Here is a 15,502-nt window from a genome sequence, read left to right as displayed (position 1 = left end):
GAGTTACTTGGTGACGTCCTTCAGTAGTATGCTTAGATAACATGTATATTTCTCCCCTCAAACATTATCTACTTTAATTGTACAATAAAAAAAGCTTGTAGACATGACTTTGTCTACAAGCTGAGACTCCTGATTTACTCAGGAGTCTTTATCTATTTGTTCATTAAGCTCTGAATCCGGTAATTTTTCTATGCCTATTTTCTTAATCTGTCTGCCTTCTAGATCTAAGATCGTGAACCGATAGCTTTCGTAATTAAATGAATGATTCATTTCTAAATCAACGGACCTGGTCAGCACCCAACCACCTATCGTATCGATTTCTCTGTTATCAATATCGAGAGCAAACATTTCGTTAATTTGCGAAAGCAGCACTTTTCCGTCCACAACCGTTTTGGTATTTGATATTTGCTGAATTTCAGGTTCTTCATCCACATCAAACTCGTCCCTGATTTCCCCAACAATCTCTTCCAATATATCTTCCACTGTTACGATACCGGCAGTACCGCCGTATTCATCAACTAAGACAGCCATATGCGTTTGCTCTTTTTGCATTTTGACAAGTAATTTTTGAATAGGGATCGTCTCATGCACTGTGATGACAGGACGAATAAAATCATCAAGATCAAATTGCTGATTGATAAAATGTTCATTAAAAAATTCCTTAATATTTACAAGTCCGACAATGTGATCTTTGTCATCCTTTCCTACAGGATACCTTGTGAATTTTTCTTCACGCATGATGGCTAAGTTTTCTTCCCATGTATTTTCTTTAAACAAACAGACCATCTCTGTTCTCGGAATCATAATTTCTTTCGCGATTCGATCATCAAACTCAAAGATCCGGTTCACGTAACGGTATTCAGACTGGTTGATTTCTCCGCCCTGAAGGCTTTCAGAAAGAATGAGCCGCAGTTCTTCCTCTGTATGTACAACCTCATGTTCGCTGGCTGGACTTATACCAAATATACGTGTTAATAAGTTAGCAGAACCATTCAATAAAAAAATAAACGGATACATGACTTTGTAAAAGATGATAATCGGTTTAGCAGTTGCAAGACTGATGGCTTCAGCCTTTTGAATCGCTACTGTTTTTGGAGCAAGCTCACCTAAAACAACATGTAAAAAGGTGATGAGAAAAAAGGCAATGGAAAATGATAAAGTGTGGGTTAACGCTTCAGATAGTCCAGCGTTCTCTAATAGCGGTCTTAAAAAGATCTCAACCGTCGGCTCCCCTAGCCAACCCAAGCCTAAAGCCGTAATCGTGATACCAAGCTGACAGGCTGAAAGATACCCATCCAGGTTTTCCAGTACCTTCTGTGCGGCTATAGCCTTGCTGTTACCTTCTGAAGCCAAATGATCAATCCGCGTTTTGCGGACTTTAACGATTGCAAATTCAGTGACTACAAAAAATGCTGTTAAAATGATGAGTAAAATGATCATAAGTACATTTAAGATTGGCATAAGATCCTCCCCATCTTTGTTTACAAAATTTTATTAAGAATGCTCAACTAGTTCCCTTTTCAATCAATCGCTAAACAGAAATAAAGGGGCAGCATGGCTGTCCCCGGGAATGCTTATTGGTGCAGTCTGCTTTCAACAGCCTGACACACTTCATCTGCTGACATACCATGAGCGTTCAAGACAGAGCCTTGAGTCACCGCGTTCTGCATGCCCATTACATTCTCATCCTGTCCGGAAATTACACAGCAATCACAGCCGTTTGCATCTTGTTCCTGTCGAAGTTCCACTACTTCATGCCCAGCTGCTCTAAGAGCTTCAGAAACATTCGTTAAGGATTGTTCAACACCAATTCTAGCCATATTCCCACCTCCTTACTTATGTTAATGTTTCCAACTCAGGGAGGTAATATGTAACGAAGGCTTTTCACAATATGCCTTAGATAAGTTACCTACTTGGATGCTTAGATCTTATTTCCCTAAAAGAAGCATCTGGAGCGGAAATCAACTACTATCAAAAACAAACCTGATACAAAAACAAAAAACGGCCGTAATGGCCGTTTTAATTTCGTTTCCCTTTAAAGGTGAAATATTGAGTTAAAAGATCTACCGCATACTGAATGGCTTCTTCTCGCGGCTGTAATTTTGAATGATGCAAACCGAATGGCGTATCAACACCAAGCCAGAACATGAATCCAGGAATTTTCTCTAGAAAATAGCCATAATCTTCCCCTGTCATGGCTTCTTTACATTCAATTACCTTCACTGTTTCTTGCTGTTTAGCAAATGCCATGAACTCTCTCGTCAGATTCGGTTCATTATCAACTTGACGATAATTAGAACCATAATCAATCACAGCCTCACAGTCGAAACCACTTGTGATCCCTTCTACAAGAGCTTCAATCCGCTTTTTCACTTTATCCATCGCTTCAGGTGACAATGTTCGGATCGTCCCTTCAAGTCTTGCTTTTTCGGCGATGATATTTTGTTTGGTTCCACCCGTGATTTTCCCTATCGTTACAACGGCTGAATCTAACGGATCAATATTACGCGAGATGATCGACTGCATCTGTGTCACAAGATGGCTTGCTGCAACTACCATGTCGTTACTTAAATGTGGATAAGCAGCATGTCCGCCTTTTCCTGTTAGATCAATAAACAATTCTGAGGTATTTGCAAACAGCAACCCTTCTTTGACTGCAATTGTTCCAACTGGATACTCGGGAGCGATATGAAGCGCGGTGATCTGATCCGGCTTAAGCTTTTGAAAAAGCTCACTCTCTCGCATCGGCAATGCTCCACCGGGTCCTTCCTCTGCTGGTTGAAAAATAAACAGCAGATCATCATCTAGCGGCTCCGCTGCAAAACGGTACAACAGACCAAGGGCAATCGTCATGTGAAGATCGTGTCCACAAGCATGCATGAGTCCATCATGTATAGACGCAAATTCATAACCAGTCTCTTCAAAGATCGGAAGTCCATCCATATCAGTACGATAAGCAAGCATTTTTTCGGGGTTTTCACCTTTTACTTTTACAAAAATCCCCGTTTCCCACGTATGGATTTCTAAATTCTCCTGAGGAAAAGTGGAGATGAGATCAAGCAGATACCTTTGAGTCTTAAATTCTTGAAAGCCAAGCTCCGGTATACGATGCAGGTCTTTTCTGATCTCAATCAATGGTTTCATCTTTACTCATCCCCTAAATTTTATTAATCGTTTAACTGACGAAGTTCTTTTCTGATTTCTGTTTTAGATTTCGTTTTTTCATCAATTTTCTTAAGGACACGTGCTGGTGTACCTCCAACAACTGTATAAGGTTCAACATCCTCAATAACAATAGCACCTGCAGCAACAACTGCACCTTTCCCAACTGTAACACCTTCAAGTACAACTGCATTTGCTCCGATTACTACATCGTCCTCTACCACAACTGGCTTAGCAGATGGAGGCTCGATCACTCCTGCTAGAACCGTACCTGCACCAATGTGACAGTTCTTTCCTACTGTAGCTCGTCCGCCAAGAACAACGTTCATATCGATCATTGTGCCTTCTCCGATTACTGAACCGATATTAATAGAAGCACCCATCATAATAACTGCGTTATCACCGATTTCAACTTGGTCACGGATAATAGCACCTGGCTCTATACGAGCTTTAATGTTCTTTAGATCTAATAAAGGAATCGCAGAATTGCGTCGGTCATTCTCAACAACATAATCCTCAATGCTGCTCTCGTTTTCGCGTATGGCAGCTTCGATGTCTTTCCACTCACCAAACAATACTGCTGTATTGCCTGAAGGAAATACTTTTGTTTCGTTTCCGAAATCGATATTGTCAAGATTTCCTTTAACATAAACTTTTACAGGTGTAGATTTAGTGCTGTTTTGAATAAATGAAATAATCTCGTTTGCATCCATCTGTTTCATAATTGCTATGTCCTCCTTAAAAGTCATTCTGTATTGTATTAAACCACTAAACATCGAAACATTCAAACGTTATTCTTTGTTCGTTTTTGAATCAAATCCATAAACACATTAACCTGTTTTAGTTCAGTACCCATTCCTTGGTGAATAAGCCAAGTATCTCGTTTAAGAACATTTCCCTTTTTATCAGAAAGAGGAATTTTAAATACCTCATCCTCTGGCCGAAGACTGATCGAAGGTAAAATCGCATAACCAATTCCGTTCAATGCCATCTGTTTGCACGTCTCAATCTGGTCTACTACGATCGTCTTTTGTGGAGTGGTCTTAAAGTGACTGTGCCACCAATCCTGTATCTCCTGATAGTACGTTGAATGACTTCTAAATTGGATAAAAGGCTTGGAAGTCTCTGATAACTCTTCAATAGAGGAGATCGATGTATCCACCAAATAGAGATGGTCAGATAAAATATGCTCTTTACTTCCGCGCCACTCAGGATTACCGCGCACAATTCCTAAGTGTATACGATCCTCATAGAGATGCTTAATAATCTCAGAACTCCATCCTGTTATAAGCGATATATTTACATGGGGATATAGGTTCACATATTCCTTTAAGACATGCGGCAGCCAATATTGTCCGATGATCGAAGCTACTGCTAGTTTCAGTGTTCCATGGACATGCTCTGAGAGGGATTGCAGTTCTTCTTTCACCGCTTCCTCTTTTTGCAGCACTTCATTTACATACGATATGATCTTTTCTCCAGCAGGAGTTAGTGTCAATCCTTTTTGTGATCTGATAAAAATCATCGTACCCCAACTGTTCTCGATGGATTGCAGCCGCTGGCTTAAAGCGGGTTGAGATACATATAGCCTCTCAGATGCCTTTCTCATATTTAACTCTTCCGCTAATACATGTAAAATGCGAAACTCAGATAATTGCATGTTAAAACCTTCTTTCGATCAATAAGTTTTTCTTATAGAACTTAGTCCGATTTATGTAATTTAATTTAAGTATACCGTAACATAGGATATATATGTAAACACAAATGAAAGGATGTGTAGCCGTGTATATTTTAATCGTTGTCGGTTTTGTTGCCACATTTATCGGGACACTCTCTGGCAGCGGAGGCATGATCAACTTTCCGATGATGCTTTTATTAGGTGTTCCCGTCCACTCCGCAATTGCTGCTAACAAATTTGCCAACATGTTCAGTTCGTTTTCAAGTTTTTATGTACTCTTAAGAAAAAATGACACCACACTTAAACTATACTTTTTGTCTGGAGCAATCAGTTTAATAGGAGGAATAAGCGGTGGATTGATCGCCTCATCCATTTCTAGAGAAAACCTAACAATTATCGCTTTATTCTTATTAACAGGAGCATTAATTCTTACTTTTATAAAAACAAAGAGAGAAAGCAGTTTTGAAGATGAGGTAAAACAGCTTCCTGTACGAAAATACCCTTTTTTATTTGGTATAGGTGCGTATGACGGTATGTTCGGCCCTGGCCAAGGTACGATGCAGATGCAGCTTTTTTTGAGAAATGGCCTTTCTTACATGCGAACCGTCTCATTTACAAGGTTCAACACGTTCTTAAGTTGTACAGGGGCCGTTGTTACTTACTATTTTGCGGGTCATTATATGTGGAATGTTGCTATACCTCTTATGTTCGGGAGTATTTGCGGTGCACAAGTTGCTGTTAAACTTGCACCAAAGCTAAAAACAAAACAAGTTACAATCCTTATGAGGACTGTAACCGTTATGCTCATTCTTCAATTAATCATTCAATGGGGGTAATGTCTATGAAAATTTCAGGAATTCATCATGTGCAGTTATGTATCCCTGCAGACAAAGAATTAGAAGCAATGAAATTCTATAAAGAGGTGCTTGGCTTAAAAGAGATTCCTAAACCGAAAGCTCTTCAAAAAAACGGAGGCATGTGGTTTCAGATCGGCAGCCAAGAACTCCACATTGGTGTTGAAGACCAATCTTTTAAAGGAAAACACCATCCTGCCTTTCTTGTTCAGGGGCTCTATGAGTTAAGAGATCATTTGATCGTTCATGAAGTAAAAGTTCAAAATGAAGTGCAGATCCCTGGGTATATACGGTTTTCCATTCGTGATCCTTTCGGAAACAGAATCGAGTTTATTGAACCGGAATAAACATCATTATTTATTCTTTCCGTCTTCAGGTTCAACGTGGACTTGAATACTTTCAACATTGTATGCTTCTTTAATCGTATCCTCTATTTTTTCTGTGATCTCATGACTCTCCACTACGTTCAGAGAAGGATCGACTTTAATGGTTACATCGATGATTGCACGGTTCCCATGCTTTCTGGCCTTCAGGTCACCAACGTTTTCTACACCATCTACATCTAAAATCTTGTGCTCCATCTCCTTACCTTCTTCGTAATCGAACCCATCAGAAAGATTATGAGAGGTTTCGGTAAAGATATCCCATCCTGTTTTTATAATAATGAAACCGACTAATACTGCTGCTGCAGGATCAAGCCAAGCCAAACCAACTTGAGCACCAAAAATACCTACTGCAGCTCCTATACTCACAAATGCATCAGAGCGGTTATCGAGTGCCGCAGCTTTTAAACCTTGGCTATCCGTTTCTCTGGCAACTTTCATGTTGTAAAAATATACACCCAGCATAACACCTGCCCCAAATAAAGCAATGACAGCTGCTGTTAGAGATGGCTCGGTTTCGACACCCCTAAACATTTTTTTTATGGAAGAAATCAATACCTCTATTCCGATTACAACCATAATGAACGATGCTACCATCGAAGCGATGGTTTCAGCACGGAGATGTCCATAGGGATGGTCTTCATCTGCTGGTTTCCTTGATATTTTTAAACCGATTAAAACGGCAATAGATGCGATAATATCAGTTGAGTTATTTAATCCATCTGCAATAAGTGCATCAGAACTATAAATAAACCCTGACACTAGTTTAACGATGGAAAGAAAAATATATGCTCCTAAACTATAATAAACACCGCGTTCCACTCTTTTTTGTTGATCAGCTTGCATGTTTTTTTCTCCTTCTCCTGTAATACCTTTTTAATCATAAAGAATGGTTTCCGGGTGGGTCTAGAGCAACCTTTTTCCCTATAGGAAACTTTTAATGTTCATAGATCATTTTTTTCGTCATTCCACCGTCGATTGTTAGATTTTCACCAGTAATAAAATTATTATCAGGCTCTGAAAGAAACAAACAAGCCCTCGAGATATCAGAAGGTTTTCCAACTCTTTTTGAAAGATGCTGATCATAATCGATTTTTCGTAACTCATCATCTCCCGCGTGGATCCAACCGGGACTGATGGAATTTACGGTTATTCGATCTTCTGAAAATGAGGCAGCAAGAGCATGTGTTAAGGCTACGATACCTCCTTTTGACGCAGCATAAGCTTCTGAATCGGGTTCTGACATAAAAGCACGTGTTGAAGCCATGTTAATAATTGACCCGCCTCCTGATATCTTCATATACCTCGCTGCTTCTCTCGAAAATAGAAAAACGCTCCTTAGGTTGGTCTGTATGATTTCGTCCCATTCATCTACGGACAATTTATATGGAGATTTCCACTTGGTAATTCCTGCGTTATTAATCACACAATGTATTCTGCCTAATTTATCATTTGTTTCCGATACTGCTTTTATTACCTCTTCAGGATTTTTTACATCGGCATGGATCATAATACTTTTTGGCTCATTTCGCCTAACTTCAGCAAGTGTTATCTCAAGCTCTCTCTGATTCGAATCAATCAGAGAAGGAATCCACCCTGCTTTTGCAAAATCCATGGCTAATTGTTTTCCAATTCCTTGAGCCGCCCCTGTAATCATTACAATTTTTTCCGTATGATCCACAGTTAATCCCTCCGCTCATTTTTTTCACACTACTACCTTTTCCCTATTTGATCAGTATAGAATCAACAAAAAAGCCGCCTATGACAGGCAGCTCTTTCTTTACTTCTTTCTCCAGCCGCATGGTGGCGGAGGACATGGCACACACGGTGGCGGGCAAGGATTTGGCGCTATTGGCTGGGTTGTTCCAAGCACATTCTGCTGTGTTGATTGGTTCACAACGTTTGTGTTTTGTGGGAAATAGTGAACATATTTATAGTTTGTCTGATTTACCTGTGTGTTTTGAGTAGGATGGATTATTGGCACATACACGTCTTGTTGGTTGTATTGCAGTTGTTGTTTAGTAGGAGTATATTGTGCAGGTAAAACTTGCGGAGGATAATACTGAGATGGTGAGACTGCCGGATAACCGGTACCACCCATTTGAGGCGACATAGCTCCCATAACTGGTCCCATACCCATGGCACCCATTGTTGGACCCATTCCCATCGCACCAGCAGCAGCGGTAGGCATTCCCATTCCCTTCTTAGGGAAAATTCGAGGGCGTTTAAACAAAAAGACTTCTCCTTTCAAAAAATCCTAAATCACTTTCACTATATTTTATGTGGGATGACTAAAAAAGTTCGTCCAAAAAACAACCAATTTCTCTCTTAAAAAAAGATCTAAAGAATATGGCTCTTTTATATAAAGCGGGAAAATAGGCTATTTATTTCGAATGAATAATGTTTGGGAGTGGAGACGATGAAAGGGTTTGTTTGTAACACTGATGGTAATTTCGCTTTTATATAGTCACTAGAATATTTTAGTAAGGCCGAAGTAGCAACTCCGGCCTTTAGTATGGATTCCTATGAAATATCTATTTATGCAATTTTCCCCTTATTCTCTCTATTTTCTCCAATTTTTTCTATTTCTTCTAAACTACGACCGCGAGTTTCAAGAACGCGTGTCCGGATAAATAAAACTCCAAGAAAACAAATAACACCGAAGATTGCAAAAACAGCTTCTTGAGTCATCGAAACGGTCATGATAGGAAATAGCAATCCAACCAAGAAAGAACCAATCCAGTTAAATGAAGAAGCTAATCCTGTCGCACGCCCGCGAATTGCAAGAGGGAAAATTTCTCCAACTATAACCCAAGTTAAAGGGGCCCATGTGAATGAATATAGCGCTACATATATACTTAAAAAAATAACCATCATCATCGGATCTGCATTAGGAATTAGTACATTCAATATTGCCGGCAAAATAAAGGATAGTCCCATAATCGTTCCGCCTACTGTTAATAAAGTGCGTCGATTAAATTTATCAGCAATCATCAGAAAAATTAATGAACCTAATACGAGAATTACTCCTTGAATAATTGGCCACATCAACGCAGAACTAGCAGCATGCCCTGTTGCGTTTTCTACAATCAAAGGAATATAATAAAAAATTGCGTTTGCGCCCTGGAATTGTTGAAAGGCAGCAACACCCACACCAGCAATTAATAAATAACGGTATTTTTTACTGAAGAGTGTACCCCATGATGCTTTTTGAATTACCTTTGCTTCCTCTGTAGCAGTTTCTTGAATTTGTTTTATTTCAGAATCAATTTCTTCTTTGTTAGAGCGAATATAGCCCAACACCTTACGAGCTTCATCAAGTTTATTGTTCTTAATTAGAAAACGGGGTGATTCTGGTAACTTTAACATTCCAAAAAATAAGATTAAAGCAGGGACGGCAGCCAAACCAAGCATCGACCGCCATGACATTGTTCCTGGTAAATCCTTCAATAGATAATCAACAATGTACGAAAGCAACATTCCAAAAACAATCATTGTTTGATTAATTCCTGACAGACGTCCACGTAAACGAGCAGGAGCCATTTCCGACATATAGGCTGGGACCAACGCAGAAGCAGCACCAACGGCCATTCCCAATAAAGTCCTAGCAACTATTTAAAAAAGTATCCCATTATGTGGAGCTATTCCTGACAAGACGGATCCAACAACAAAAATTATAGCAGACAGTAAAATCATTTTGCGTCGTCCTAGACGATCAGAAAGTTGTCCGGCTAGCACACCTCCAAAAATAGCTCCTAGCATGACCGAAGAGGTGATCCAGCCAATAGCTCCAGCGTCGTTTTGCAGGTTCCAGTCATGTTGCAGAAAAGGCAAAGCGCCCGTCATAACACCAATATCATAGCCGAAGAGAATGCCGGCAAAAGCACCAAAAAAATAAATAAAGGCACTTGAGATTTTCTTTTCATTAACCATTAAAGTTCCCTCCTCAAGGTTTTAAAATTATATTGTTAAAATCCAACCACTTAAAAAAATCAGATGACTATTTATGAAATATCAAATGTGTTTTAAAACTATTTCCTATAAATCCCATATTTCTATTTCACTGTATAAACGATTTCAATTTTGCCTCACAACAATGAATGCGCTTACAAATTAATGAAATATGAATATTTTCTAAAGGTTCCCATTTTCATTCTGCAACTTCTGAAATACCTATTTTTAACCTCCAAGGAAGCAAACATCCTCGGAGGTTAGAGGTTTTAATTAATAACTACGTATTCCAGGTCAACAAGCTTTGCATAGGTGATGATTTGGTCTGTTGTTAAATTTAATGAAACAACTGTGTGGTGACCGCCTCCATTCTCAACCCATGCTTTCACTCCGTCTTGGAAGTTTGGCTTCACTTTCCAAAGTACACGGGCTACTGGAAGATTTGGGGCTGGAACAGGTGGCTCAAATGCAGAAACTTCATTAATCAACAGCTTATAATATGTACCAAAGTCAACCATTGAAACTACCACTCCATCTCCTGCTTTTCCGTCGAATACTAAACGTGCCGCGTCTTCACGATTACCAATACCTAATGGAGATACAACAATTTTTGGTTTGTTACTTGCTAAAGATGGGTCTACTTCAAGCATATGTGATTGAAGGATTGATTCTTGACCAGTAGCTAATTCGTATGTGTAGTCTTCCATAAAACCAGTCGATTTGTTGTGACTCATTACTTTCAGTAAACGATTGAGTGCTGCTGTCTTCCAATCTCCTTCACCCGCAAAGCCATATCCTTGTGCCATCAAACGTTGGACTGCAAGACCAGGAAGCTGTTTCATTCCATATAGATCTTCGAAGTTAGATGTGAAAGCCGTGTAACCACCATCATTAAGGAAACGATTGATAGCGATTTCATAGCTTGCTTGTACTTTTACGCTCTTCTCCCAGTCTTCCTGACTGTAATTACTATATTCAAATTCATAAAGATCTGCGTATTCTGCAAATAAATCATTAATTTCTTCGTCCGTAACTGCATCTACATATTGAACAAGATCTCCAATACCAAAGTAGTCAACTGTCCAGCCAAATTGGATTTGTGCCTCAACCTTATCCCCTTCGGTCACTGCAACGTTACGCATGTTGTCACCAAAGCGAGCGACTTTGATGTCGAAGCTTTCGTTATATGCAACGGCTACGTCCATCCAATCTGCAATTTGTTGTTGTACTTCAGGGCGCTCCCAATAACCTACGACAACTTTATTTTGTTTTTTTAAACGGGCATTGATAAAACCATACTCACGGTCACCATGAGCAGATTGGTTCAGGTTCATGAAGTCCATGTCAAACGTGGACCAAGGTATACTTTCATTAAATTGTGTTGCTAAATGAAGCAGAGGTTTTTGCAATAATTTTGTTCCGCGAATCCACATTTTTGCAGGAGAAAAAGTATGCATCCAAGTGATGACACCGACAACTTCGTCACGATAGTTGACTTCTTTCATGATGCTTGTGATTTTACCAGCACTTACAGCTAAATCTTGCAATACAAGTGGATAAGGTAAGGCACCGCTTTCATTTAATGCATCCGTCATTGTTTGTGCATGTGCTTTAACTTCTGCCAATGCTTCTTCCCCATAAAGATGTTGTGAACCTACTACAAACCAAAATTCTTTCTTTTCTGTTGTTATCATAATCATCCTCTTTTCTTAGTTGTAGTTTGTTTATCTTTGCCCGTAATAGGCACTTTTTCCATGTTTTCTCAGATAATGTTTATCTAAAATACGTTGCGGCAATACTTCAGCAAAGTGATTTAATTCTCTCGCAAATAAATTCATTTTCGAAACTTCCTCTAACACCACGCTATTCATTACAGCAGTTTCTACATCTATGCCCCACGTAAATGGAGCATGACCATGAAGTAGAACACCGGGAACGTCCAAAATATCCAAACCACGCTTTTCAAAAGTTTCGATGATGACTTTGCCGGTTTCTACTTCATAACCACGATCAATTTCCTCTTGTGTCAAAAAGCGGGCACATGGAACGGGACCATAGAATGTATCTGCATGAGTGGTCCCCATCGCAGGAACATCTAGACCTGCTTGAGCCCAAATGGTCGCCCAAGTTGAATGAGTGTGCACAATGCCTCCGATTTCCGTATAACGCTTATATAGTACTGCATGAGTCGGTGTATCTGATGAAGGGTTCAACTCTCCTTCAACAACATTGCCATCTAAATCAACAACTACCATATCACTCGGTTTCATCTTTTCATAATCAACACCGCTTGGTTTGATAACGAATAAACCGCTTTCGCGATCAACACCACTTGCATTTCCCCACGTGTATTTCACAAGTCCATGCTTAGGCAAGTCCAAATTTGCTTGAAATACTTTTTCTTTTAGTTGTTCTAACACGTTAATACCTCCGTATTTAAATCATACTAACAATGTTTCTACTGCAGTCTGCTCAATAACTAAACCTTTTTTGTATCGTTCGATAAATGCTTCAAATCCTTTAACATCAAATCCATCAGGATAAATTTCAAGCTTGTCAACCTCTTCAAAGACTTTGTTATCCAGGAATTCTTCTAAACTCTCTTTTTTAACTTTGTTCATCATGTAAGAAGCAAGAATCGCCATTCCCCATGCTCCGCCTTCCCCGGCTGTTGCCATAACCGAAACTGGTGTATTCATTGCAGCGGCTACAATTTTTTGTCCAACAACAGGGGTTTTAAATAACCCTCCGTGGGCTAGTATGCTATCAATGGTAACGCTTTCATCTTTTGTTAAAATATCCATTCCGATTTTCAAAGCTCCAAAAGCCGTAAAAAGATGAGTCCGCATGAAGTTCGCTAAATTAAATTGACTCTCAGGTGTTCGGACAAATAGCGGCCGTCCTTTTTCTAATCCTGTAATATTTTCACCTGAGAAATAACCGTAGCTTAAAAGCCCACCACCGTCTGAGTCGGCTTCCAATGCTTTATTCAACATCACTTCATATAATTTATTTGTTTCAATCTTTTGTCCCATTGCCTCAAAAAATTCACGGAACAAGCCAAGCCAAGCATTGAGATCACTTGAACAATTATTCGCATGAACCATTGCCACCGGACTGCCGCTTGGTGTCGTTACCAAATCAATTTCAGGATATACCTTGGAAAGTTCTTTCTCTAATACAATCATGGCAAAAACCGAAGTTCCGACTGAAACGTTTCCGGTTCGTTTCCTCACACTGTTTGTTGCAACCATCCCTGTTCCTGCATCACCTTCCGGAGGACAAAAAGGAATGCCAGGTTGTAAATTATGGGATTTATCCAGAATCTTTGCTCCAACTTGGGTTAATGTCCCTGCTTTTTCGCCCGAAATACAAACTTTCGGAAGAACATCCTTTAATTTCCATCTATAACCATTAGGTGCAATTCGTTCGTCAAACTGCTCTACCATCAATTCATTGTAATCCTTTGTCAATTCATCAATTGGAAACATGCCCGAAGCATCCCCAATGCCAATTACCTTCTTACCTGTTAGTAACCAATGAATATATCCAGCTAAAGTGGTAATAAAATCAATTCGTGGTAAATGTTTTTCCTCATTTAATATTGCTTGATAAAGGTGGGCAATACTCCACCGTTCAGGGATATTAAAATGAAATAGATCTGTTAATTCTTTTGCTGCAGATACAGTTGTTGCATTGCGCCAGGTCCGAAACGGAACAAGTAGCTCACCTGTGTGATCGAAAGCCATATAACCGTGCATCATTGCAGAAAACCCTATAGACCCAATTGTTCGAATGGTAATCCCATAATTTCTTTCAACTACTTGTTTCATTTCACTATAAGCTGTTTGCAACCCAGTAATAATATCGACTAAGTTGTACGTCCAAAATCCATTTTCCAAGCGATTTTCCCACTCGTAACTTCCAGAAGCAATTGTTTCAAAACGATTATCAATCAGCACCGCTTTAATACGTGTGGATCCAAATTCGATTCCAAGTGAAGTTTCTCCTTTGATAATCGCTTGTTTAACGTTTGCGCGATTCGTATTCACGTTATTCCCCTTTCTAATAGCGCTTTCAAAATCGACTGTAATGAGGAGACGATTTCCCTTTTGCTAACTTATTTACAAATCAGTATATTTATTGTGCGTACATTTGTCAATAATAAATAACAAAAGTGCGTACAAATTAAACAGAAAGATACTTTCTTATTCTTACTTATGTGCACTATATTCTTGTGAATAAAACTTTATTAAAATAAGGATATTGTTATTTTGTTCATTTAAAACTATGCTAGAATATGTCCATACAAATTTACTGAGATAATCAATTATCATGTGAACTTTGGGAGAAGTGAGAGAAATGAAAACAAAATATCAGGTCATAATTGATGATATTAAAAGAAAAATTCTTTCAGGAGATTACAGCTTAGGCGAAAAAATCCCAACTGAATCCGACCTGCAAGTAAAGTACAATGTTAGTCGACACACCGTTCGAAAGGCCATTTTAGAGCTGGCAAATGAGGGGTTTCTAAGAAGTGAAAAAGGATCGGGCACTTATGTCAGTAACAAATACCATTCAAAAATCGGTGGGAATTCCGCTCATAAAACAATTGGGGTAATCACAACCTACATTTCTGATTACATTTTCCCTTCCATTATTCGCGGAATTGAAGGAAGATTGAATGAGGATAATTATTCATTGCTGTTAGCCAGTACAAATAACGATGTAGAACAAGAAAAAAAGGCATTAGAAATGATGTTGTCTTATGGCGTGGATGGTTTAATCGTTGAACCGACCAAAAGCAATCTGTACAATCCCAATATTGCTTACTACCTATTGTTCAAAGAACAGAATGCTCCCTTCATCATGATCAATGCTTATTATGAAGAATTGGAAGTTCCTTTTTTGTGTCTCGATGACGTGAAATCTAGCTATATCGCAACAAGAGAATTGATTTCAAAGGGACATACACAAATTGGACTTATTTCGAAAAATGATGATTTACAAGGGAAGTTTCGAATGAAGGGGTATATAAAAGCTCTGGGAGAAGCCAAATTGCGATTTCATCCGGAGCAAGTCCTTTCCTTCACGACAGAGACGAAGCCGGACTTATCCACTAACTTAAAAAAGTTCCTAAATGAGAATAGAGAAGTGTTAACTGCAATTGTTTGTTATAACGATGAGGTAGGGTTAGAAGTCGCTAATGTTTGCAGACAACTTGGTATTTCCGTTCCGGAAAACCTATCAATTATTGGTCAGGACAATTCTTATATTGCCAAAAATGCAAATATAAAACTTACTACATTAACACACCCCCAAGAAAAAATGGGACGTGATGCAGCTGATTGGGTAATTAAAAAATTACAAGGAAGGAAGGATTTACCTAATAAAACTTATTATCAGCCAGAGTTAATTAAAGGTGAAACGGTTAAAGAATTAAAAACACAATAATTATGTTGTGCCTGAGCATC

General features: G+C 39.0%; 14 protein-coding genes and 1 pseudogene. 3 read left to right on the top strand and 12 right to left on the bottom strand.

Annotated features, from left to right (window positions below):
- Window positions 1–138: 138 nt before the first annotated feature.
- From M3206_RS12355 to M3206_RS12335, 5 genes are all read right to left on the bottom strand, one after another.
- Entirely contained in the window at window positions 139–1,461 is a 1,323-nt protein-coding gene (locus M3206_RS12355; protein ID WP_251312828.1) for a hemolysin family protein, read from the bottom strand.
- Window positions 1,462–1,574: 113 nt separating this feature from the next.
- The gene (locus tag M3206_RS12350; protein WP_251312827.1) at window positions 1,575–1,820 is read right to left on the bottom strand and encodes a YkuS family protein; all 246 of its coding nucleotides are present in this window, start codon (window positions 1,818–1,820) and stop codon (window positions 1,575–1,577) included.
- Window positions 1,821–2,019: 199 nt separating this feature from the next.
- Complete coding sequence (locus M3206_RS12345) at window positions 2,020–3,144, bottom strand: N-acetyldiaminopimelate deacetylase (RefSeq protein ID WP_251312826.1); 1,125 nt, start codon at window positions 3,142–3,144, stop codon at window positions 2,020–2,022.
- A gap of 23 nt (window positions 3,145–3,167) precedes the next feature.
- The gene (gene dapD / locus M3206_RS12340) at window positions 3,168–3,884 is read right to left on the bottom strand and encodes a 2,3,4,5-tetrahydropyridine-2,6-dicarboxylate N-acetyltransferase (protein ID WP_251312825.1); all 717 of its coding nucleotides are present in this window, start codon (window positions 3,882–3,884) and stop codon (window positions 3,168–3,170) included.
- 62 nt (window positions 3,885–3,946) lie between these two features.
- Complete coding sequence (locus M3206_RS12335) at window positions 3,947–4,822, bottom strand: LysR family transcriptional regulator (RefSeq protein ID WP_251312824.1); 876 nt, start codon at window positions 4,820–4,822, stop codon at window positions 3,947–3,949.
- A 122-nt stretch (window positions 4,823–4,944) separates the two neighbouring features.
- Here M3206_RS12335 and M3206_RS12330 point away from each other — a divergent pair, with 122 nt between their 5' ends.
- Together M3206_RS12330 and M3206_RS12325 are read left to right on the top strand one after the other, a co-directional pair.
- Entirely contained in the window at window positions 4,945–5,676 is a 732-nt protein-coding gene (locus M3206_RS12330) for a sulfite exporter TauE/SafE family protein (RefSeq protein ID WP_251312823.1), read from the top strand.
- Between the two features lie 5 nt (window positions 5,677–5,681).
- Window positions 5,682–6,041: a VOC family protein gene (locus M3206_RS12325; protein ID WP_251312822.1), complete on the top strand. Its 360-nt coding sequence runs from the start codon at window positions 5,682–5,684 to the stop codon at window positions 6,039–6,041.
- Between the two features lie 6 nt (window positions 6,042–6,047).
- On the opposite strand, the gene M3206_RS12320 is transcribed toward M3206_RS12325, so the two are convergent.
- The 7 genes and pseudogenes from M3206_RS12320 to M3206_RS12290 all read right to left on the bottom strand — a co-directional run bounded on the left by M3206_RS12320 (window position 6,048) and on the right by M3206_RS12290 (window position 14,080).
- Window positions 6,048–6,923 (bottom strand): cation diffusion facilitator family transporter, encoded by an 876-nt coding sequence (locus M3206_RS12320; RefSeq protein ID WP_251312821.1) that lies wholly within the window; start codon window positions 6,921–6,923, stop codon window positions 6,048–6,050.
- A gap of 91 nt (window positions 6,924–7,014) precedes the next feature.
- Window positions 7,015–7,758 (bottom strand): SDR family NAD(P)-dependent oxidoreductase, encoded by a 744-nt coding sequence (locus M3206_RS12315; protein ID WP_251312820.1) that lies wholly within the window; start codon window positions 7,756–7,758, stop codon window positions 7,015–7,017.
- Window positions 7,759–7,857: 99 nt separating this feature from the next.
- Window positions 7,858–8,310, bottom strand: a complete 453-nt coding sequence (locus M3206_RS12310; RefSeq protein WP_251312819.1) for a CotD family spore coat protein — start codon at window positions 8,308–8,310, stop codon at window positions 7,858–7,860.
- Between the two features lie 305 nt (window positions 8,311–8,615).
- A pseudogene (locus M3206_RS12305) lies at window positions 8,616–10,010 on the bottom strand (sugar porter family MFS transporter).
- Between the two features lie 287 nt (window positions 10,011–10,297).
- Window positions 10,298–11,722: an L-arabinose isomerase gene (gene araA, locus M3206_RS12300; protein WP_251312818.1), complete on the bottom strand. Its 1,425-nt coding sequence runs from the start codon at window positions 11,720–11,722 to the stop codon at window positions 10,298–10,300.
- Between the two features lie 30 nt (window positions 11,723–11,752).
- Window positions 11,753–12,448 (bottom strand): L-ribulose-5-phosphate 4-epimerase, encoded by a 696-nt coding sequence (locus tag M3206_RS12295; RefSeq protein WP_251312817.1) that lies wholly within the window; start codon window positions 12,446–12,448, stop codon window positions 11,753–11,755.
- 21 nt (window positions 12,449–12,469) lie between these two features.
- Entirely contained in the window at window positions 12,470–14,080 is a 1,611-nt protein-coding gene (locus M3206_RS12290; RefSeq protein WP_251312816.1) for a xylulokinase, read from the bottom strand.
- Between the two features lie 310 nt (window positions 14,081–14,390).
- Here M3206_RS12290 and M3206_RS12285 point away from each other — a divergent pair, with 310 nt between their 5' ends.
- Window positions 14,391–15,482, top strand: a complete 1,092-nt coding sequence (locus tag M3206_RS12285) for a GntR family transcriptional regulator (protein ID WP_251312815.1) — start codon at window positions 14,391–14,393, stop codon at window positions 15,480–15,482.
- Window positions 15,483–15,502 lie beyond the last annotated feature (20 nt).

This window comes from Fictibacillus phosphorivorans (assembly GCF_023715845.1).
Classification (GTDB): Bacteria; Bacillota; Bacilli; order Bacillales; family Fictibacillaceae; genus Fictibacillus; species Fictibacillus phosphorivorans_D.
This window is presented reverse-complemented; position numbering and strand designations above follow the sequence as displayed.

Coding starts and splice junctions, on each gene's coding strand:
- M3206_RS12355 (WP_251312828.1), bottom strand. CDS start 1,461: ATGCCAATCTTAAATGTACTTATGATCATTTTACTCATCATTTTAACA.
- M3206_RS12350 (WP_251312827.1), bottom strand. CDS start 1,820: ATGGCTAGAATTGGTGTTGAACAATCCTTAACGAATGTTTCTGAAGCT.
- M3206_RS12345 (WP_251312826.1), bottom strand. CDS start 3,144: ATGAAACCATTGATTGAGATCAGAAAAGACCTGCATCGTATACCGGAG.
- dapD (WP_251312825.1), bottom strand. CDS start 3,884: ATGAAACAGATGGATGCAAACGAGATTATTTCATTTATTCAAAACAGC.
- M3206_RS12335 (WP_251312824.1), bottom strand. CDS start 4,822: ATGCAATTATCTGAGTTTCGCATTTTACATGTATTAGCGGAAGAGTTA.
- M3206_RS12325 (WP_251312822.1), top strand. CDS start 5,682: ATGAAAATTTCAGGAATTCATCATGTGCAGTTATGTATCCCTGCAGAC.
- M3206_RS12320 (WP_251312821.1), bottom strand. CDS start 6,923: ATGCAAGCTGATCAACAAAAAAGAGTGGAACGCGGTGTTTATTATAGT.
- araA (WP_251312818.1), bottom strand. CDS start 11,722: ATGATAACAACAGAAAAGAAAGAATTTTGGTTTGTAGTAGGTTCACAA.
- M3206_RS12285 (WP_251312815.1), top strand. CDS start 14,391: ATGAAAACAAAATATCAGGTCATAATTGATGATATTAAAAGAAAAATT.